The sequence below is a fragment of the Pseudoalteromonas sp. AS71 genome (assembly GCF_038900275.1).
Taxonomy (GTDB): domain Bacteria; phylum Pseudomonadota; class Gammaproteobacteria; order Enterobacterales; family Alteromonadaceae; genus Pseudoalteromonas.
In genome coordinates this window covers 44,533-63,873 of sequence record NZ_JBBMQZ010000005.1, presented here as the reverse complement: position 1 = coordinate 63,873, position 19,341 = coordinate 44,533, and the positions used below count along the sequence as shown (strand labels likewise).

General features: G+C 39.6%; 17 protein-coding genes and 10 tRNA genes. 4 read left to right on the top strand and 23 right to left on the bottom strand.

Going from position 1 to position 19,341, the window contains the following annotated elements; translation table 11 throughout:
* Nucleotides 1-63 precede the first annotated feature (63 nt).
* On the bottom strand, nt 64-810 hold the full coding sequence (locus WNY98_RS05135) for a hypothetical protein (protein WP_342877308.1): 747 nt from the start codon (nt 808-810) through the stop codon (nt 64-66).
* A 180-nt stretch (nt 811-990) separates the two neighbouring features.
* Here WNY98_RS05135 and WNY98_RS05130 point away from each other — a divergent pair, with 180 nt between their 5' ends.
* Nucleotides 991-2,079, top strand: a complete 1,089-nt coding sequence (locus tag WNY98_RS05130; protein WP_342877307.1) for an alkene reductase — start codon at nt 991-993, stop codon at nt 2,077-2,079.
* Between the two features lie 63 nt (nt 2,080-2,142).
* On the opposite strand, the gene WNY98_RS05125 is transcribed toward WNY98_RS05130, so the two are convergent.
* Nucleotides 2,143-2,691: a hypothetical protein gene (locus WNY98_RS05125; RefSeq protein ID WP_342877306.1), complete on the bottom strand. Its 549-nt coding sequence runs from the start codon at nt 2,689-2,691 to the stop codon at nt 2,143-2,145.
* Nucleotides 2,692-2,708: 17 nt separating this feature from the next.
* Nucleotides 2,709-3,284 carry a hypothetical protein gene (locus WNY98_RS05120; RefSeq protein ID WP_342875381.1) on the bottom strand — a complete coding sequence of 192 codons (576 nt, stop codon included), beginning with the start codon at nt 3,282-3,284 and terminating at the stop codon, nt 2,709-2,711.
* A gap of 223 nt (nt 3,285-3,507) precedes the next feature.
* On the opposite strand from WNY98_RS05120, the gene WNY98_RS05115 reads away from it, so the two are divergent.
* On the top strand, nt 3,508-4,518 hold the full coding sequence (locus WNY98_RS05115) for an RDD family protein (protein ID WP_342877305.1): 1,011 nt from the start codon (nt 3,508-3,510) through the stop codon (nt 4,516-4,518).
* A 16-nt stretch (nt 4,519-4,534) separates the two neighbouring features.
* Here the strand turns inward: WNY98_RS05115 and WNY98_RS05110 are convergent, their stop codons facing one another.
* From WNY98_RS05110 to miaB, 7 genes are read right to left on the bottom strand one after another with little or no spacing between them, the layout of a single operon-like run.
* Nucleotides 4,535-5,176: a hypothetical protein gene (locus tag WNY98_RS05110; protein ID WP_342877304.1), complete on the bottom strand. Its 642-nt coding sequence runs from the start codon at nt 5,174-5,176 to the stop codon at nt 4,535-4,537.
* Nucleotides 5,166-6,575 carry an AAA family ATPase gene (locus WNY98_RS05105; RefSeq protein ID WP_170072163.1) on the bottom strand — a complete coding sequence of 470 codons (1,410 nt, stop codon included), beginning with the start codon at nt 6,573-6,575 and terminating at the stop codon, nt 5,166-5,168. The genes WNY98_RS05110 and WNY98_RS05105 overlap by 11 nt, the downstream gene beginning before the upstream one ends.
* Before the next feature lie 31 nt (nt 6,576-6,606).
* Nucleotides 6,607-8,172 (bottom strand): apolipoprotein N-acyltransferase, encoded by a 1,566-nt coding sequence (lnt, locus tag WNY98_RS05100; protein ID WP_342877303.1) that lies wholly within the window; start codon nt 8,170-8,172, stop codon nt 6,607-6,609.
* Entirely contained in the window at nt 8,153-9,037 is an 885-nt protein-coding gene (corC, locus tag WNY98_RS05095; RefSeq protein ID WP_007585597.1) for a CNNM family magnesium/cobalt transport protein CorC, read from the bottom strand. Before corC ends, lnt begins: the two co-directional genes overlap by 20 nt.
* A 22-nt stretch (nt 9,038-9,059) precedes the next feature.
* Nucleotides 9,060-9,518 (bottom strand): rRNA maturation RNase YbeY, encoded by a 459-nt coding sequence (ybeY, locus tag WNY98_RS05090; RefSeq protein ID WP_002958542.1) that lies wholly within the window; start codon nt 9,516-9,518, stop codon nt 9,060-9,062.
* A 4-nt stretch (nt 9,519-9,522) separates the two neighbouring features.
* Nucleotides 9,523-10,581, bottom strand: coding sequence for a PhoH family protein (locus WNY98_RS05085; protein ID WP_007585598.1), 1,059 nt, complete (start codon nt 10,579-10,581; stop codon nt 9,523-9,525).
* Nucleotides 10,582-10,632: 51 nt separating this feature from the next.
* Complete coding sequence (gene miaB, locus WNY98_RS05080) at nt 10,633-12,081, bottom strand: tRNA (N6-isopentenyl adenosine(37)-C2)-methylthiotransferase MiaB (protein ID WP_024598305.1); 1,449 nt, start codon at nt 12,079-12,081, stop codon at nt 10,633-10,635.
* Nucleotides 12,082-12,337: 256 nt separating this feature from the next.
* Between miaB and WNY98_RS05075 the strand changes: the two genes are divergently transcribed.
* The gene (locus WNY98_RS05075; RefSeq protein WP_294113249.1) at nt 12,338-13,507 is read left to right on the top strand and encodes an FAD-dependent monooxygenase; all 1,170 of its coding nucleotides are present in this window, start codon (nt 12,338-12,340) and stop codon (nt 13,505-13,507) included.
* A 154-nt stretch (nt 13,508-13,661) separates the two neighbouring features.
* Nucleotides 13,662-15,245: a bifunctional diguanylate cyclase/phosphodiesterase gene (locus WNY98_RS05070; protein ID WP_342877302.1), complete on the top strand. Its 1,584-nt coding sequence runs from the start codon at nt 13,662-13,664 to the stop codon at nt 15,243-15,245.
* 41 nt (nt 15,246-15,286) lie between these two features.
* Here the strand turns inward: WNY98_RS05070 and WNY98_RS05065 are convergent.
* The 13 genes from WNY98_RS05065 to WNY98_RS05005 all read right to left on the bottom strand — a co-directional run bounded on the left by WNY98_RS05065 (nt 15,287) and on the right by WNY98_RS05005 (nt 19,211).
* Nucleotides 15,287-15,361 (bottom strand) — tRNA-Gln (locus WNY98_RS05065).
* 40 nt (nt 15,362-15,401) lie between these two features.
* Nucleotides 15,402-15,486, bottom strand: a tRNA-Leu gene (locus WNY98_RS05060).
* A gap of 71 nt (nt 15,487-15,557) precedes the next feature.
* Nucleotides 15,558-15,632: transfer RNA gene (locus tag WNY98_RS05055), tRNA-Gln, on the bottom strand.
* Nucleotides 15,633-15,670: 38 nt separating this feature from the next.
* Nucleotides 15,671-15,755, bottom strand: a tRNA-Leu gene (locus tag WNY98_RS05050).
* A gap of 71 nt (nt 15,756-15,826) precedes the next feature.
* A tRNA-Gln gene (locus tag WNY98_RS05045) sits at nt 15,827-15,901 on the bottom strand.
* A gap of 38 nt (nt 15,902-15,939) precedes the next feature.
* Nucleotides 15,940-16,024: transfer RNA gene (locus WNY98_RS05040), tRNA-Leu, on the bottom strand.
* A 90-nt stretch (nt 16,025-16,114) separates the two neighbouring features.
* Nucleotides 16,115-16,191 (bottom strand) — tRNA-Met (locus WNY98_RS05035).
* A 5-nt stretch (nt 16,192-16,196) separates the two neighbouring features.
* Nucleotides 16,197-16,271, bottom strand: a tRNA-Gln gene (locus tag WNY98_RS05030).
* Between the two features lie 39 nt (nt 16,272-16,310).
* Nucleotides 16,311-16,395 (bottom strand) — tRNA-Leu (locus tag WNY98_RS05025).
* Between the two features lie 47 nt (nt 16,396-16,442).
* Nucleotides 16,443-16,519 (bottom strand) — tRNA-Met (locus tag WNY98_RS05020).
* Between the two features lie 332 nt (nt 16,520-16,851).
* On the bottom strand, nt 16,852-17,943 hold the full coding sequence (gene ychF, locus WNY98_RS05015) for a redox-regulated ATPase YchF (protein ID WP_007583951.1): 1,092 nt from the start codon (nt 17,941-17,943) through the stop codon (nt 16,852-16,854).
* A gap of 52 nt (nt 17,944-17,995) precedes the next feature.
* Nucleotides 17,996-18,580, bottom strand: coding sequence for an aminoacyl-tRNA hydrolase (gene pth / locus WNY98_RS05010; protein WP_024605251.1), 585 nt, complete (start codon nt 18,578-18,580; stop codon nt 17,996-17,998).
* A 19-nt stretch (nt 18,581-18,599) separates the two neighbouring features.
* The gene (locus WNY98_RS05005) at nt 18,600-19,211 is read right to left on the bottom strand and encodes a 50S ribosomal protein L25/general stress protein Ctc (RefSeq protein ID WP_008171830.1); all 612 of its coding nucleotides are present in this window, start codon (nt 19,209-19,211) and stop codon (nt 18,600-18,602) included.
* Between the last annotated feature and the right edge of the window lie 130 nt (nt 19,212-19,341).

The following is a 19,341-nucleotide window of genomic DNA, read 5'->3' as shown; positions in this document are numbered from 1 at the left end:
TACTCCTAAATACTTTAAGCTTATCAGTACGGATAAACATATTATTTGTTCACTTATTTAAAGCTAATTATTTTTACGGCTCCATTTTTTCATGATTTTTTCAAACATAATTTCTTTATCAGTTTTATCCTCAGGACAGGGTTTACCGCTACCTTGAGGCATGCCATTACTACCAAATACGGTTGAAGTATCAATTAAATAGCATTTACCGTTAAATTTTTCTAATCGTCGTGTGCCTGTTGTATTTTGGCTAATAACTTCTGAGTTGTCAGATTTTACTGGCGTTTTAATAGTCGGCTTATTGTTTATCTCATCACTTGCAGAGCCATTGTCTTCACCAAAGGAGACCATTTTTTTATGAGTCATATTATTTACAGGTGAGCCAAATAGCGGCGCATATGGATTTAGCTTTTTAAATGTTTGAGAAGCTCTTTTTGGAGGCTCTGAAGGCGCAGCTGACTGGGGTTCAAGAGATTTTACAGGGTCTTTTTTAAGCTCAGTTTGTGCCTTTTGTAACGTGGTGGTTTTGGCTTTTGTAGAATCTTTTTTTATAGGTGTAGTGTTAGAGGTCGCTGCATTTGGTGCATCAGTTTTAGTATTTACAGGTTTTATATCGGGCGCATTGGTTGTTGTAACAACTGAGCTTGGCCTAGGTAGGCTAGCTAAATTAACCGTAACATAGGCCTGTATTATTGCGCTTTCCTTTTCCTTTGGCGGCGCAACTTTAATAGATTGCGAAAACAAAAAGTACAACACAATAGCGTGTATACAAAACGAGATAATCCACGGCCATGCATTCCCTTTATTCACATCAAACCCTCAACATAATAGTGCTGTTATGAGTCAATAAAATACATTTAGTTCACCTAAAGTTAATGTGTTTTACTTTGTGGCTTTATTGCAGATACAGCAAAACTATTTTGCAGTTTCTGTTGTTTTTGCAGGTGCTTGGTTACGTTATTATGAGCGCAATCAAACTTAGGAGGCATTATGACATTACTTTTTGAACCAATAGAACTTGCAGGTAAAACATTAAAAAACCGTATTGTTATGCCCCCAATGACCCGCTCGCGTTCAACACAGCCTGGCGATATAGCTAACGACTTAATGGCAACATATTACGCACAGCGCGCAAGTGCCGGGCTAATTGTAAGCGAAGGCACGCAAATTAGTGAGCTTGGTAAAGGTTACGCTTGGACTCCGGGTATTTATTCAAATGAGCAAGTTGCAGGCTGGAGTAAAGTAACAAGCGCAGTACATAGCGCTGGTGGCGTGATGTTTGCTCAGCTTTGGCATGTTGGCCGCGTAACTCATAGTGACAACACCGGTGGCGTGCAGCCTATTTCAGCCTCGGGCATTGCTGCAAAAGACGTAAAAGTATTTGTAGATACAAACGGCACACCGGGTTTTGTAGATACTCAGTTACCACGCGAAATGAGCAAACAAGATATTACGCAAGTCATAGGCGAATTTCGTCAAGCTGCTAAAAATGCAGTTAATGCAGGATTTGATGGCATAGAGCTTCATGCTGCAAATGGTTACCTTATTAACCAATTTTTAGACTCAGAGTCAAATGCACGCACCGATGAATATGGTGGCAGCGTGCAAAACCGTATACGCTTTTTAATTGAAGTGGTAAATGCTGTTAGCGACGAAATTGGTAGCAGCAAAGTAGGCGTAAGACTTGCCCCGTTAACAACCCTTAATGGCACAGTAGACGAAAACCCTGAGGAAACTTACTTAGCGGTTTCTGAGGCATTAAATAAAGCCGGTGTAGGTTACATGCATATAGCTGAAGCCGATTGGGATGATGCACCTTTAATGAGTGTTGAGTTTAAACACGCCATTCGTAAAGCCTACAGCGGTGTATTAATTTACGCAGGCAAGTACACAAAAGAGCGCGCAGACAAAGCACTTAGCCAAGGCTGGGCCGACATGATTGGTTTTGGTCGCCCATTTGTATCAAACCCAGACTTACCAGCACGCTTAAAGCAAGGCAAGCCTCTTAACAGCCACAACCCCGACACTTTGTTTGGTGGTGCAGAGCAAGGCTATACCGATTATCCAGTTACAAATTAAATTTATATAAATAAGGAGCTGTAATATACAGCTCCTTATTTGTTTTAATTGCACAGAGAGTACTTACTTAATTGCAGTAATAAACTCTTCGTCAGAATACAAGTTCTTAAGTAATTTTTGAACAAGCTCTACATAGCTTCGTTGACCATTTGGGATTGCAATTGCTCCAATAAATGAAGAGTCGAAATTATGTTCAGCTGAAATTACTTTCTCAAATAAAATTGCATCGTCTTCTGAAACAACAAAATTTACTTTTATAAATGATTTCCCCTCTGAGAACCCTGTTACATCAATATCTTGATCAATAACCTTGCCAGTCACTTGCTTTTTAGCAACGCCAGACCAAAGTTTAGCCAGTTTTAATTCTTGTATTAAAGCGCTCTCAATATATGCTCCATAACTGTTGCCTACAGATGAAACAAGAGGAGAGCCTCGAAGTGATATCTTATTTAATTTTTTTTCAGATTCAATTGTTCCGACTGAGACGGGTGTATTAGACTCTTCTTTTAGTTTAGAAACGTTGCTGATATCTGCACTATAAGGTGGAACTTGAATGGTACATGCACTTAAAAATAAAGCCGCGATTAAACCTAGTGAACTTTTATACTTCATTTTATTTCTGTCCTTATTTATAAATTTGATTGATCAAGTTCTACAACTAGTTTGTTAAATGCTTCTTCCGTTGCACGTTTTGCAGATAAAGAAAAATCATTTTTAAACTCATCAAATTCAGCGTTGCCAAAACCTTTAACTTCACTATTCCATGCTATATCACCATTATTATTTAAAGTTTTACAGTTTAGCGTGAAGGTAAATTCTGTAGGAGGCCATGTGAATAAGCTATCTGAGCTAGATTGCGTGGTTATTGTCGGTATGAATACATACTCAATTTTCTTATCTTTTAAAAATGTACTATCAGTTAATGATTCAAGCTTATAGACGTTTTCAAATTTATTAGAAAGCACAGTATACAGCGCTGCTTCTGTGTCTTTATAAGGTTTGTAACTAACATTATCGCCACCACCGCCAGGTGTTTTTACTTGTTTTTTTATATCATCTTCAGAAATATAATAACCTACAACTGATGCTGATTTATTTTCTGTAACCTGAAGTTTTTCAGTGTCTGGATTTAAACTTATCTGGTGAGCACAGCCACTCAAAATAAGAACCGAAAACAAGAAAAACATGTTAGTTAATAACTTCAAAATATACTCCATATATTTAATTTTTAGTGTGAAAGCAGTTTCAGCATCAATATATGTTCAATAGTTACTTTTGTAAATTATGTTAACTTTATATTTGTAAACAGTTGTAACTTTTAGTATTTGTGAGGTCGATTTTCTTCAAAATAAAGCAGAGTTAATCTTGAGCAAAAAATAAAAAACGCGTAAGTTAACCGGGTTACCTATTTTAACAACAAGAATATAAATGAAAGCCAAAGAGATAGAACAATTAGAATTATCAAATTCTGAAACCCGAGAAGTTATTACACCCTACGCCTTTAAAATTGACAGTGCTTTACTAGGCTTGCCTTTGGCTACACCAAGTAGACGTGCATTAGCGATTATTATTGATGTTGCACTGATATTTTTAGCAGCCAAGCTCAGTGCGGCTTTAATTGCATTTGTCGCTGCAATGGCTTTTTATAAAGGTACGGCTCAGCAATACCTTCCAAAAATGTCGAGTGTGTGGAGAAGAATCTTAAAAGTAACGGCAGCAAGTATTTTATTTGTAAGCGCACTTATTGTGCTTTCAATTGGCATAGATTATCTAGAAGACGATAACGCAGATCAAAGTTTGGCTGTTCAGGGGGTAAAAATACAAGATGAAATTCAGCTTACTCCCACAGAAAAACCACACGTAAACACTTATTTAGCGCAAACAGCCGATGACAGCTGTGATCAACCTTGCCAACAAAACGCGCTTGATAATTTAATAGGGGAAGTTCCTAAATTAGCAGAAATGGACGACCTACAAAACCCACAACTTGCTACCGTACTTTTACAGCTATTGGTGTTCAGTGAAAATAACGAAATAAAGCCTGCACAGTTAATAGAAGAAAAACCTGCACAAACAACCACAAATAGTATTTTGCAGTGGAGCAAGGGTATTATTCAAGACTTAGGCTTAGGTTTTGGTTGGGCTGCTGTTTACTTTACGTTGTTCTCCTTACTTTGGCGCGGGCAAACACCGGGTAAAAAGGTTTGTAATATCCGTGTTGTCGCCTTAAGCGGCGAGCCATTAGGTTTATTAGATTGTTTTGGTCGCTACGGCGGCTACGGTGCAGGCTTTGCCACCGGGTTATTGGGGTTTTTACAGATATATTGGGATCCAAACAGACAAGCTATTCAAGATAAGATATCAGCCACGGTAGTTATTCAGGGAAGTTTGAACCAAGTTGTAAATGTGCATACGGTCGAGGAGACTGTAAAAAGTTAATTTCAGTATCGCTGTATTATATAGACTCAATCAGTAACTTTTTTAATATTGTTAGCTTTTTAGTATCTTTCCTGACTTTTGCATCCATTATCTGGGCCATTAGTTCTATGTCGCTAAGTATCTCTTCTGAGTCAAAATATCCCATGTCTGCTAATCCCTTATCTAATTTACATACAGAATAAGTAGATCTTCCCTTTTCGGTTAGTGGAAAATAAATCCTCTCTCCAAATTTTTTTAAGTGCTCATCATAATTATCAAAATGAGGATGAATAATTAAGAATTGAGATGATGGGGGGTATTTAGTTCTCTCTTTTTTTAATGGTAAAGGTTTAACTACATCAATATCTCGTTTGGCATTATTGCAGTCAACGCAAACCACACAAAGGTTCTTTGGATTAAAAATAAAGTGTTTATATTTAGACTTTGGTGCGATGTGTTCAACTTGACAGTTTGCCGCATTCCTTAAGCTTATCGAGTTTTTACAGTAGCAACAAAGGAAATTTTGCTCTTCACGATAATGGCTTCTTATGCTTGATCTTAAGCTCTCTAAACGATCACTAGACCAGTCAGTATGATTAAATTCTGGAGCCCCTGTTACACCTTTTATAAGGGCTTTTTGCTCCTTAGTGTATTCTACAGCTCTTAACTCAATAACCATAAACTTTAAATACCTCATTTAAAGAGTCAATGAGTTCCAATATAGGATCATCGTTACTTATTTTTTGTTTCATACGATTAAGCATTTCTAGTTGTTTAATATCGAGTTCGTCAAAAAATTTGTATGTTTTGACTTTTGAATAAATATGCATAGAAATTTTAAGAAGATATTCATTGCTGTGGCCTGGTGATTCAAAAACATTTACAAGCTGATAGTCTGAGGAGCGTAAATAATGCTCTGATGCATCTAATAAACTATTTTGTTGAATATTTAAAATTTCACAGTTCGTTGTCGATATATTCGAAACTATAAGTGGTGAGTGCGTAGCAATAATAAAATGACAACCCGAGTAAGTATTTAGGGATTGGTTTAAAATATCTACAAACCGTTCTTGCCAAGAAGGGTGCAAACTTATTTCTGGCTCATCAATTAACACTAGAGAGTTATCTTCAATTGAAGCGACAATTCCTAGAAATAGTAAAAAAAGACATTGCTCACCTGAGCTTCGAGCTGATAAAGATCTTACTTTGGCATTTGGTGATAAGTAACTTGCTCTTAAAGGCTGATCTTTGAGTGTTTCAATATCTGCTACAACAGCTAAACCAGAACGTAGTAAATCAGATAACTCTCTTTTGTCAAATTCAATATCATGCTGAGAACTTGACGGTATTAACTTTAAAGATTGATTACTAAGGCTTAATAAAACCTCGGGTGAAGTATAAATAGCTTCGAGTTTTGAAAGCAGATTTAAAAGATCAGTTTCTTCAAAGTGGTAGGCTGCTGTTTGAAGCTTTAATTGTGCTTCTAAAGATATTTTTTGATTCTTTATATCTCCGGAGGAAATTATGAGGAGGTCTTGCTCTGTTATAGTTGAAGTTAACTTTATTTTTAATACACTACTAAATCCAAATTCATCTAAGAATCCTTTTAAAGCATTAACTTTACGGAGATCAAAAGTTTGTTGAATGAGTAACTGCTTTATTGCATTTGATGCGATACGGACTGAAGGGCTTAAGTCTTGTATATATGGCTTAGAGCCTATGTATGAATATACTTCAGATAACCACGGATATTCATCTGCTCGGAAATCATTTTGGAAGCGCTCAAATTGACTCGTTGATGCGCAGATTAATTTTCGTGGTAACTCAACTCCAAGTATATCTGTAAGAATTTCATATTCATTTTTGTTATTGATGGCCCAGCGTAGCCTATCTTTACCCGTTTGTGTTTTGGGTTTGTATAGTTCAGCATATTTTGAATAATATTTTCTAAATATATCCAATAACAACTCTGTTTTACCACTACCGTTATCACCTACGACTACAGTAAATGCATGTTTCTCGTTATTGACGCCGGCGAAAAGTTTAGTATTACCTATTTTACGTGATCGAAATCCCATTTCTAAACCTTTTCATTTTTCAATATGTTATTTAGCTCTTTATTGAACCTACTTTAAACCTAACCCCAAACCCGACAACACCCATCAACAACACAAATCCCCACACAAACATATTTCCATATTGGCTGTACACGCTGTCGCCTTTAATAAGCTTTATGTTGGCTTTCAATATAGTAGCTTCAAACTGAGGCATGGTTTGTTGTGTGTGGCTTATAGGGTCGTATACGGCGCTTACACCATTGTTTGTAACACGCACTAGAGGTCGTTGTAGCTCGAGCGACCGCATACGGGCTATTTGCATATGTTGCAAAGGCCCAATGGAGTCGCCAAACCAGGCATCGTTACTTACCGTAAAGAGTAGATCAGAATCACTTTTGTAATTTCCGCGTACTAAGTCGGCAAATACTATTTCGTAGCAAATAGCGGGTAGTAGGTTAAAGCCATTGGCGCGTAAGTTGTTTTGCACTTTGTCGCCGCGCGTAAACGACGACATAGGTAAATCGAATAACGGGGCAATAGGGCGCAGTAAATCTTGAAACGGTACAAATTCGCCAATAGGTAATAGCTGGTGTTTTTGATAGCGGTTTTTATCAAGGTAATGATAATGCCCATGCTCGTCGCTGCGTTCTTTATTACCAACCACGATAAGCGTATTGAATATGTTTTTGGTGTCTCGCTGGTAGTCAACAATACCGGTCACGAGGGCGGTTTTATTAAACGAGGCGGCACTGTCTAAATTGGCTAGGTAGGAATCGGCAAGCATTTCTATTTCAGGCACTGCGGCTTCTGGCCATACTATTAAGTCGGCATCCCAATGTGGGCGGGTCATGTCTTGGTATTTGCTCATTGTGGTCCAAAACTCACTGGGCTCAAAGCGTAGGTGTTGCTGTATGTTCCCTTGTACGAGCAATACTGACATGTTTTTATCTGTGTAATGAATACTGCCAGTGGTGTTTGCACCTGTAAAAATAAGCGCAACAGCTGTAGCAGTAACCGCCGGGGTTTTAAAATCTTTTTGGGTAAGTTTATATAGTGCAAAGCCAATAGCGATACACACGAGGGTTAAGCCAAACTCGCCAATATAAGGGGCAAGCAGCCTTAAAGGTCCGTCGGTTTGTGTGTAGCCAAAACTTAACCACGGGAAACCGGTAAGTACGGTGCCACGTAAATACTCACTAATTGCAAAGCAGGCAATTAGTAATGCGCCAAAGCTTTTAGGACCAGTGGCAAAGCGTGTAGTTGCCCAAAAGGCAAGTGCGGGAAATAATGCTAAGTAGGCGCACAAAAAAGCCATTAACGAGAGCGACGCTATAAGCGGCATACCGCCAAAGGTGGCAATAGAAACATGTACCCAGCTTATACCTGCACCAAACCAGCCTAGGCCAAATATAAAGCCATATTTAGCGGCGGTTTTTGCGTGTGCTTTACCGGTATTATTGGGATTAACGCAAAAAATTATGGCACCAAGGCTAACAAATACGATGGGCCAAATTTCAAAGGGGGCATAGCCAAAAGTTAAAACAAGGCCCGCAACGAGTGCGAGCCATGCTTTTTTATCTTTTGCTAATAGGGTAAGTCTAGTTAGCAGTTTCTTCACTGTCGTTATCATCAGCCTTAGGAACGGTGACTTGCAGTTGCAAAATACGACGATTGTCGGCGTTGGTTACTTTAAATTGGTAACCTTCTATGTCAATCGTTTCACCACGGCTTGGCATATGGCCAAATGCGTGCAGTACAGTTCCGCCAATAGTATCGGCTTCGTCTGTGCTGTAGCCTGTTTTAAAATGCTCGTTAAAGTCATCTACAGGTGTGAGTGCTTGCACTACGTGAACATGTTTAGCAAGTCGACGAATATCTTGATGTTCTTCTTCTTCGTCGTGCTCATCTTCGATTTCGCCAACAATTATTTCAAGAATATCTTCAATCGTAACCAAGCCCGATACGCCGCCGTATTCGTCAATAACAACAGCCATATGGTAGCGTTGCTGACGGAATTCGTTTAGCAATGTATCAACACGTTTGCTCTCAGGTACTACCATTGCTGGGCGTAAATAATCGCGTATTGATGGTAAATGCTCGTCTTTATTTAAGATCAGTGGCAATAAATCTTTAGCGAGTAAAAAACCTTCTACATGGTCTTTGTCTTCAATCACCACTGGAAAACGTGAGTGAGTTGAGTCAACCATCATTGGAATTAGCTCTTCAAGCGGGCTGTCGATCTCAAGAGTGATCATTTGTGAGCGCGGAACCATTATGTCTCGCACTTTAAGCTCAGACACGCCAAGCACACCTTCTATCATCTCTTTTGTTTCAGGATCGATTACGTCTCGTTCTTGCGCATCGGCAATAACTTCGACCAGCTCTTCTCTATTCTGGGGTTCCCCTTGCAACATTTGGGCTATTCTGCCCAACCACGTTTTGCCAGAAGAACCCTGGCTAGATTGCGAGTTACCGTCGCTCATTGCGTCTAATTGCTCCGTTAATTTAAATATCGTCCCGGTATGGGTCTGCTATGTTTAGCTCTGCAAGTAATTGCTTTTCGATGCTTTCCATCTCTAAAGCATCGTCACTCTTTATATGGTCAAATCCAAGCAAATGCAAGCATCCGTGAATAACCATGTGAGCAAAGTGGTCATGAAATGACTTCTCTTGCTCAATTGCTTCAGCTAATACAATGGCTGGGCAAATAATTAAATCACCAACCAAGGGAATATCTATTCCTGGTGGTGCTTCAAATTCGAACGACAGTACGTTGGTCGGTTTATTTTTACCGCGATAGTCGTTATTAAGTTGTTGCGATTGCGCTTCGTCGCTAATAACGATACTGAGCTCAGACTCATCACGGTATTGGCTAAGGGCTTTGTCGGCCCACAGTGCAAATTGCTCTTCGCTTGGGAGGTTGTCAAACTCACAGGCTATTTGTAAATCAAGTTCGGTTGTCAAAGTATTACTCTTTAGTGGTAGGCTGTTGAAGAGCTGCAAGTGCGTCTTTTGCATTTTGCTTTTCAATGCGCTTTAGTCGCTCGCTTTCGTCGTTACGCTCGTAGGCTTCAACTATGCGTGCTACAACAGGGTGGCGTACTACGTCTTGGGCTTTAAAGTAGTTAAAGCTAATTTCGTTTACGCCATCAAGTACTTCCATTGCATGGCGAAGGCCTGAACGTGTGCCACGAGGTAAATCGACCTGTGTTATATCGCCTGTAATAACCGCTTTTGAGTTAAACCCTATACGGGTTAAAAACATTTTCATTTGCTCGGCGGTGGTATTTTGGCTTTCATCTAAAATAATAAAGGCATCGTTTAAAGTGCGTCCGCGCATATAAGCAAGCGGGGCGACTTCAATGATATTTTTTTCGATGAGTTTTTCTACTTTTTCAAAACCTAGCATTTCAAAAAGAGCGTCGTAAAGAGGACGTAGGTACGGGTCTATTTTTTGACTTAAATCACCGGGTAAAAAGCCAAGCTTTTCGCCCGCTTCTACAGCAGGACGCGTTAATAATATACGGCGTATTTCTTGGCGCTCAAGGGCGTCAACGGCGGCAGCAACTGCAAGGTAGGTTTTACCAGTACCAGCAGGGCCAATACCAAAGGTAATGTCGTGGTTTAAAATATTAGCCACATAAACACCTTGGTTATCGTTACGTGGTTTAATAACACCACGGCGCGTTTTAATCACCATTTCTTTGCCGTAAGCGCTGCTTGATGCATCTTGCTCTAGGGCTTTTGATTCGGTAATAGCTAAATGAACGGCTTCGGGTTCTATTTCGCCTAAAACACCACGAACTGGCTGAGTATCAACATAAAGGTTTTTTAAGATTTCTACAGCGCCGGCGCAGTTGTGTAGTTTACCGGTTACTTTAAAGAAGTTGTCACGGTGAATTATTTCAACAGCCAGGTGGCGCTCAATTTGTTTGATGTTTTCGTCAAACGGGCCACATAAAGAAGAAAGGCGTTTGTTATCGGCAGGTTCTAAATAAATCTCTAATGTTTTTAACTGATTACTCAAAATTGCTTCCTATAGTACTGCGCCAGCGTTAACTGGCGCTAATAATTTTGACTAAGGAACGAAAGTAGCTACGCCAATTTCGTTAACAGTGTCTGGTTTTGGCTCTGCAGCTGCAGCTTTAGTTAAAATAGCTGAAGGAGCTATTTCACGTCGTAAGTTCATTTCTGATTCTGTACGAATTAAGTCACCACGTAAAGAGTTAGGTAGTGCTTCGGTAATACGTACGTCAACAAACTGTCCGATCACTGTGTGCGGGCCAACAAAATTTACTACACGGTTATTTTCGGTACGGCCACGTAATTCCATTGGGTTCTTTTTAGAAGGACCTTCAACAAGTATACGTTGCTCTGTATCGAACATTTGACGGCTAATTTGCTGCGCCATTTGTGTAATACGGTTTTGTAGTAAGTATAAGCGTTCTTTTTTCTCTTGCTCTGTTACGTCATCTGGCAAATCTGCCGCTGGCGTACCTGGGCGTGCACTGTAAATAAAGCTAAAGCTCATATCAAAACCAATGTCGCTAATAAGCTTCATGGTTGCTTCAAAATCTTCTTTACTTTCGCCTGGGAAACCAATAATGAAATCTGACGACATGCTTAAGTTAGGGCGAATTTTGCGTAACTTACGAATTGTCGATTTGTATTCAATTGCCGTATGGCCACGTTTCATTAAGTTTAATATACGGTCTGAACCACTTTGTACTGGTAGGTGTAAGTGATCTACAAGCTCTGGTACATCAGCGTAAACGTCAATGATGTCTGGCGTAAATTCTACCGGGTGCGAGGTGGTGTAACGAATACGGTCAATACCATCAATAGCAGCAATAAGACGAATTAAATCTGAGAAATAACATATTTCGCCATCGTGTGTGTCGCCGCGGTATGCGTTTACGTTTTGCCCTAGTAGATTTACTTCACGTACGTTTTGCTCAGCAAGCTGTGCAATTTCTAGTAATACGTCATCTACTGGGCGGCTAACTTCTTCGCCGCGAGTATACGGTACAACACAAAAAGTACAGTATTTAGAACAGCCTTCCATAATTGATACAAACGCAGATGGGCCATCCGCTTTTGGCTCTGGCAGGCGGTCAAACTTTTCAATCTCTGGGAATGAAATATCAACAACCGATGAGCCTTTATCGCCTTGCACTTGTTTAATCATTTCTGGTAAACGGTGTAGCGTTTGCGGGCCAAAAATAACATCTACAAATGGTGCACGTTGGCGAATAGAGTCACCTTCTTGTGAGGCAACACAACCACCTACACCAATTATTAAATCTGGCTTGTCGTCTTTTAACAACTTCCAACGACCTAACTGGTGAAATACTTTTTCTTGTGCTTTTTCACGAATTGAACAGGTGTTGAGTAAGATTACGTCGGCATCTGTTGCATCATCAGTTAGCTGGTAGCCGTTGGTGGCATCTAAAAGTTCAGCCATTTTCTGAGAGTCGTATTCGTTCATCTGACAACCCCAGGTTTTAATATGCAGCTTTTTGCTCATTGAAATATTGCCTCGTGTTCAATTCGATAGTGGCACAAAAATGTGCTAGAAACAGGATTAAGGAGCAAGCATGCTCACTTAAAGGAGGCGTATTTTAGCTGGATACCCGCCCAGATCCAAGTATAGTTTTCATGTTTGTGATCTCAAATCAATACAGGGTGAGTTTAATCAGCTGTTAGGGATATCCTCTGGTATAAAACAAATTAATTTTGATACAATCAAAACAGACTCAAGTAATAATAAAATGATGAAAAACATGACTAAAAATAATGTGATAGTAGTTGGCGGAGGCATGGTTGGCGCGGCTATGGCGATAAAGCTGGCTCAACAAGGCTTTGGCGTGCGCATAATTGAAAAACACCTAATAGACCCATCGCACATTCTTAGTAGTGATAAGGTGGATATTAGAGTGTCTGCTATTAATCGTTTTTCAGAAAATTTACTTGATGAATTAGGCGCAATGCCTCTTTTAAGGCAAAACCGCATAGCACCTTATCAACAATTAGAGGCTTTTGAGCGCGGTGGTGACAATTTATTATTTGATTGCGCCGACATAAACACGACACATTTAGGCCACTTGATTGAAAATAGTCTAATTCAAGCAAGTTTGTGGCAGCAATTTGGGCATTACAAGATTGAGGTTATTGAGCAATCATTACCGGTAACTAAAGTAGAGCAAACGGATGATTTAATTACGCTTGTGTATGGTGATCAAACCTATACGGCTGATTTAGTAATTGCCGCCGATGGCGGGCAATCGCAATTGCGTGATAAAGCTAATATTGGTATTACGGGATGGCAGTACCAACAGCATTGCATGGGGGTATTAATTAAACTCGATGCCCCGCAACAAATTAAAACCTGGCAACAGTTTACACCAACCGGGCCATTAGCATTTTTACCAATGCAGGCACCGTACGCTAATTTAATTTGGTACGACAATGCAAATACACTACAAGCATTTAAAGGGCTAAACCCAACTCAGTTAAAAACACACATACTGAATAAATTCCCAGAACTTGCTGGAGACTTTGAAGTACAAACCCATGCGATATTTCCGCTAACTCGCCAACATGCAAATAGCTATTCGCAAGGGCGTTTGGTTTTAGTGGGCGATGCAGCGCATACAATTAACCCGCTTGCAGGGCAGGGCGTTAATTTAGGTTTTCAGGACGTAGTGGCACTTGCTGAAGTTTTAAACGAAGCAGGCGATATAGGTTGCCCTCTCAAACTTAAAGAATACGAACGAGCTCGCCGCAGGGCTAATTTATTAATGATGAGCATGATGGACGCGTGTTACTTTGGGTTTTCTAATCAAATTACGCCACTTAAATGGGCACGTAGCCAGTTTTTAAAAATGGCCAATAATACGGGGCCAATAAAAAACTGGGTTTTAAAATACGCAATTAGCGGTGATTTAGGCTAAATTTAAAGTAGGTATTTAAAAGGCTCATTTATGAGCCTTTTTTTATGCCTGTTTTTAAGTCAGCAAATAGTGACTCGGCTATATTGAACACGGTTTTAATTTAACTGGTGTTACATCACTAAATCGCAGTTTAATAACTTTAAAGAGCTTGTGTGTGGATAATTTTTTTACAGTAATAATTATTTTAGGTGCGCTACTGCTTGTTGCTAGCTTAAAAACAACCGTTAAAGTTTGTAAAAAAACATCGCAAAGAGCATGGAGTGTACTGCTATGCGCTATTATTTTTTTTATTATAGGGTATTGGTGGGTACTTTATTATTTTTCCAATCACGACATTGCACCCGTCGTTATGAATATGGTGGCTATGTTGTTGCTTGGCGGTGGTGGGTTTGTTTTTTTAGTTATTAAACTGAGCTTAAAAAGTATTCTTAAAATAGAGCAAGCAACGCAGTATCAAAAATATCAAACTGAGCACGATAACTTAACAACTCTACCTAACCGCGATAAGTTTTTTAAATCTCTGAGTAAACAAGTTGAATATCCTTCCCCATTTTCACTATTTTATATCGACTTAAATAACTTTAAACAAATTAATGATGCGTTTGGGCATCAGTGTGGTGACCAACTCTTGGCTGCATTTGCCAATAAACTAAATAAAGAATTATGCGGAATTGCTAAGTTATATCGAATAGGTGGCGATGAGTTCGCATTTTTACTGCATACCGATACAGATGAAAGCATGAATTATTGTGTAAACATTATAAACTCAGCCGTCAAAAGTCCGTTTTGTACGAATGAGCAAATGGTTAAAATACAATTAAGTATAGGCGTAAGCCGTTTTCCTGATGATAGCCGATTGCCCGATCAGCTATTAAAAAAAGCTGACTTGGCTCTGCACGAAGCTAAAAAAACATTTCAACCTTTGGTAAATTACTCATCTGCAATAGGTAAACGAGCTGAGGACTTTTTTGATTTATCAGCCAAAATTAAAGTGGCATTACATAAAGATGAGTTTGAGCTTTATTTACAACCCATAATGGACTCTAAAGATCTGCAATTACATGGCCTAGAAGCGCTTATACGATGGCCGCAAGATGATGCTAGCTTTATTAGTCCTGAAAAGTTTATAACCGTAGCTGAGCGTACAGGGCTTATTTTTCCTTTATCGAAATGGGTTGTACAAGAAGCCGTTAATCACATTAGAAAGCTAAAACTATTTGGCTTCACCGGTACCATACATGTCAACTTATCGACGAAAGATATTGAAAGCAGTGAGTTTTACGATTTTATAATTAGTTTACTCGCAACGGATCCTACATTAAGCGACTCGTTAATTTTTGAAATTACTGAAGGTGCAATGATGACAAATATACCGGCTGCTAGAAAAATGATGCAACAGTTGAATATGCGCGGGTTTAAATTTAGTGTTGATGACTTTGGTACTGGCTTTTCGTCGCTGTCGTTATTAAGAGAGCTGCCAATCAATCAAATAAAAATAGATCAGTCGTTTGTCAAAGATATGCTTATTAACTCGCCTGATTACGCCATTGTAGAATCTACATTGTTTTTAGCGGGTCGATTAAATTGCGATGTAGTTGCTGAAGGAATAGAAACTAAAGAAGTAGAACAGGCGTTGTTGAATCTGAACTGTGATTATTTACAAGGGTATTTATATAGTAAACCGATAACAATAGATGAGTTTATAAGTGTTTATTTAAATGCAGAGAAAGTAAGTTGAACTTAATGAGTATTGAGAAGTTTTAGACAGGGGAGTCAAATTGGCTGGGATACCAGGATTTGAACCTGGGAATGCCAGGATCAAAACCTGGTGCCTTACCGCTTGGCGATATCCCAACTATAAATTTGATATTAATTTTAGTTCTTAATAAGAACATGGTGCGGAAGGAGAGACTTGAACTCTCACAACCTAAGTTACTGGAACCTAAATCCAGCGCGTCTACCAATTCCGCCACTCCCGCATCACTAATTTGCTAATTTAGACTCTAAGCTAGAGCGATTCTTTTATCCAACTTTCCTTGGTAGAAGAAGTTGGCTGGGATACCAGGATTTGAACCTGGGAATGCCAGGATCAAAACCTGGTGCCTTACCGCTTGGCGATATCCCAACAAAGAATTCTTTATAATTTTAGTTCTTATAAGAACATGGTGCGGAAAGAGAGACTTGAACTCTCACAACCGAAGTTACTGGAACCTAAATCCAGCGCGTCTACCAATTCCGCCACTCCCGCATCAACAATTTGCCAATTTAAACTCTAAGCTAGAGCAATTCTTTTATCCAACTTTCCTTGGTAGAAGAAGTTGGCTGGGATACCAGGATTTGAACCTGGGAATGCCAGGATCAAAACCTGGTGCCTTACCGCTTGGCGATATCCCAACAAAGAATTAATGATAATTTTATTTCTTATCAAGAAATGGTGCGGAAAGAGAGACTTGAACTCTCACAACCGAAGTTACTGGAACCTAAATCCAGCGCGTCTACCAATTCCGCCACTCCCGCATCGTTTGTACAATAAAGTACAGGTAGTTATTTTAAACTCTTCATTGAGCTGCAATTTAACTCTTGCAGAGCCATTTCTAAAAGAAAAAATGGTGGCTAAGACGGGATTTGAACCTGTGACCCCATCATTATGAGTGATGTGCTCTAACCAGCTGAGCTACTTAGCCATTGTTGGCTGGGATACCAGGATTTGAACCTGGGAATGCCAGGATCAAAACCTGGTGCCTTACCGCTTGGCGATATCCCAACAATAACAATTGATAGTTTTAATTCTTATCAAGAATTATGGTGCGGAAGGAGAGACTTGAACTCTCACATCCTAAGATACTGGAACCTAAATCCAGCGCGTCTACCAATTCCGCCACTCCCGCACACAAGGTAGTTATTTTAAACTCTTCATTGAGCAACAAAAAAATAATGGTGGCTAAGACGGGATTTGAACCTGTGACCCCATCATTATGAGTGATGTGCTCTAACCAGCTGAGCTACTTAGCCATCTTTTTTTGTTAGCACTTCATCGCTGAGTGCGGGGCGTATTATGCTGATATGACCCAAATTCGTCAACACCTTTTTTGCAAAAAAACACTTAACTGTGTTTGTTTGCAGGAAAATTAAGCTAACAGGCTAAAATTTAATAAAAATGCTGTTTTTTTAGCTGCCTTTAAGGCGCGGAATCTTAATTAACCCTGTACTTCTTTCATTAAGCGATATTACAAAGATAGACTAGTTGAGGTTAATTATTATTTTTATAATGCTTAAATACAAAAAAGGCTCGTAAAAACGAGCCTTTAAAAATTATTACCAAGTTAAATTGGTTTAATTTGTACTTATACGTTGAACAAGAAGTTCATTACATCGCCATCTTTAACAATGTACTCTTTACCTTCTTGACGCATCTTCCCTGCTTCTTTTGCGCCACTCTCACCTTTAAAGGCAACAAAGTCGTCAAAAGCAATAGTTTGCGCACGAATAAAGCCACGCTCGAAGTCGGTATGGATTTTACCCGCTGCTTGTGGTGCTGTTGCACCTACAGGGATTGTCCATGCGCGTACTTCTTTTACGCCAGCTGTGAAATAAGTTTGTAATTGTAGTAATTCATAACCACCACGAATAACAAGGTTAAGACCCGGCTCTTCTAAACCAAGATCAGCCATAAACTCAAGCTTGTCTTCGTCATCTAGTTCTGAAAGCTCAGATTCGATAGCGGCACATACAGGAACTACAATCGCATCTTCAGCTGCGGCAATAGCGCGTACGCGGTCAAGGTATGGGTTATTTTCAAAACCATCTTCAGCAACGTTTGCAATATACATTGTTGGTTTAATCGTTAAGAAGTTAATAGAACTGATTGCTGCTTTTTCTTCTTTAGTTAGTGCTAGACCACGTAAAGTTAAGCCTTCGTCAAGATGCACTTTTACTTTTTCAAGTACAGCATTTTGCTCTTTAGCGTCTTTATCGCCACCTTTTGCTTTTTTTGAATTACGGAAAAGGGCTTTTTCAGCGCTATCCATATCAGCAAGTACTAACTCAGTGTTGATTACGTCAATATCGTCAGCAGGGTCAATAGTGCCTGCTACGTGGATGATGTTTTCATCTTCAAAACAGCGAACTACGTGGCCAATTGCATCGGTTTCACGAATGTTAGCTAAAAACTGGTTACCAAGGCCTTCACCTTTAGATGCGCCTTTTACTAAGCCAGCAATGTCTACAAATTCCATACTGGTGGTAAGAACTCGTTGAGGGTTTACTATTTTAGCAAGTTCGTCTAGACGAGGATCTGGCACAGGTACCACACCTGTATTAGGCTCAATGGTACAAAAAGGAAAGTTAGCGGCTTCAATACCCGCTTTAGTTAGTGCATTGAAAAGCGTTGATTTACCAACGTTAGGCAAGCCAACGATGCCACATTTAAAACCCATAGTAAGATACCTTGTTTAGATTCGTTTAAACGATGTGCTTGAACCCAAGTTATTAGGGTTTAAACGAATGTAGTCTGTTTTGTGCTTTTAACACACCATCTTTTGCAAGTATTTCCATACAACGAACTGCTTCATCAACAGCAGCATCCATCTTTTCTTGGTCTGCTTTGGCCGCTTTTCCAAGCACCCAACCAGTAACCATTTCACGATGCCCTGGATGACCTACACCAATGCGCAAGCGCATAAAGTCTTTTTGATTTGCCATTTTTGCAATAATGTCTTTTAAACCATTATGACCGCCATGCCCGCCGCCTTTTTTTAATTTGGCAACGCCTGGGTCTAAATCCAATTCGTCATGGGCAACTAAAATGTCCTCGACAGGGATTTTGAAAAAATTAGCTAAACTACTGACCGCTTTACCACTTAAATTCATGTAAGTAGTGGGGATCAATAATTTGAATTCTTGGCCTTGAATGATCACTTTGCCTGTAAGGCCGTGATATTTAGGATCGTATTTTAGGGTGCAGTTGTAGCGTGCAGCGATTTGCTCGATGAACCAAGCACCTGCATTGTGGCGTGTGTTTGCGTATTCGGGGCCTGGATTAGCCAGGCCCACAAGCATTTGAATAGAATTCAAGGTTGCGAGACCTTAAAAATTATTCTGCTGCTGCAGCGTCGTCTTCAACTGGAGCTGCTTTGTTTGCTTTGATAGTCAGGATAGACTGATCATGGCCTTCGCCTTTACCTAAATCTACAGAGCTAACGCCTTTAGGGAAAGTAAGGTCAGAAATATGAACAGAATCGCCAACAACAAACTTAGAAACATCTACTTCAATGAATTCTGGAAGTGCTTTTGGAAGACACGTAATTTCAACTTCAGTTAACTGGTGAACAACAGTTGCGCCAGCTTTAGTTACAATATCTTCACCGATGAAGTGAAGAGGAACTTTAGTTTGAAATTTATGAGTAGCATCTACACGTTGGAAATCAAGGTGAGTAAGCTTAGGCTTGAATGGGTGACGTTGGATATCTTTTAAGATTACTTCAACAGCTTCGCCATCTACGTTAAGCGTAAGGATATGCGTGTAAAAACCTTCGTCTTCTTGTGCTTTGATCATATCTTTATGAGCAAAAGTAAGAGATAAAGCTTCTTTGTCAGCTCCGTAAAGGATTGCAGGAACTTTGTCTTCGCGACGTAGGCGGCGGCTCGCACCAGTACCAGTTTCTACGCGAAGTTCAGCGTTATATGTATAAGTTTTGTTAGACATGATGTCTCCAGTTATTAAAATGTGTAGGGCCTTTGCGACCAAGGTCCCTAGCCAAAAGGCGCGCTATCATACCACCACGCCCAGACAAAATAAACATCGCTTACAAAAAAAGCGCCAAAAGGCGCTTTTA

Bases quoted from the DNA above. Each gene is read 5' to 3' on its own strand.
- WNY98_RS05130 (WP_342877307.1), top strand. From the start codon at position 991: ATGACATTACTTTTTGAACCAATAGAACTTGCAGGTAAAACATTAAAA.
- WNY98_RS05125 (WP_342877306.1), bottom strand. From the start codon at position 2,691: ATGAAGTATAAAAGTTCACTAGGTTTAATCGCGGCTTTATTTTTAAGT.
- WNY98_RS05115 (WP_342877305.1), top strand. From the start codon at position 3,508: ATGAAAGCCAAAGAGATAGAACAATTAGAATTATCAAATTCTGAAACC.
- WNY98_RS05110 (WP_342877304.1), bottom strand. From the start codon at position 5,176: ATGGTTATTGAGTTAAGAGCTGTAGAATACACTAAGGAGCAAAAAGCC.
- WNY98_RS05105 (WP_170072163.1), bottom strand. From the start codon at position 6,575: ATGGGATTTCGATCACGTAAAATAGGTAATACTAAACTTTTCGCCGGC.
- corC (WP_007585597.1), bottom strand. From the start codon at position 9,037: ATGAGCGACGGTAACTCGCAATCTAGCCAGGGTTCTTCTGGCAAAACG.
- miaB (WP_024598305.1), bottom strand. From the start codon at position 12,081: ATGAGCAAAAAGCTGCATATTAAAACCTGGGGTTGTCAGATGAACGAA.
- WNY98_RS05075 (WP_294113249.1), top strand. From the start codon at position 12,338: ATGACTAAAAATAATGTGATAGTAGTTGGCGGAGGCATGGTTGGCGCG.
- ychF (WP_007583951.1), bottom strand. From the start codon at position 17,943: ATGGGTTTTAAATGTGGCATCGTTGGCTTGCCTAACGTTGGTAAATCA.
- WNY98_RS05005 (WP_008171830.1), bottom strand. From the start codon at position 19,211: ATGTCTAACAAAACTTATACATATAACGCTGAACTTCGCGTAGAAACT.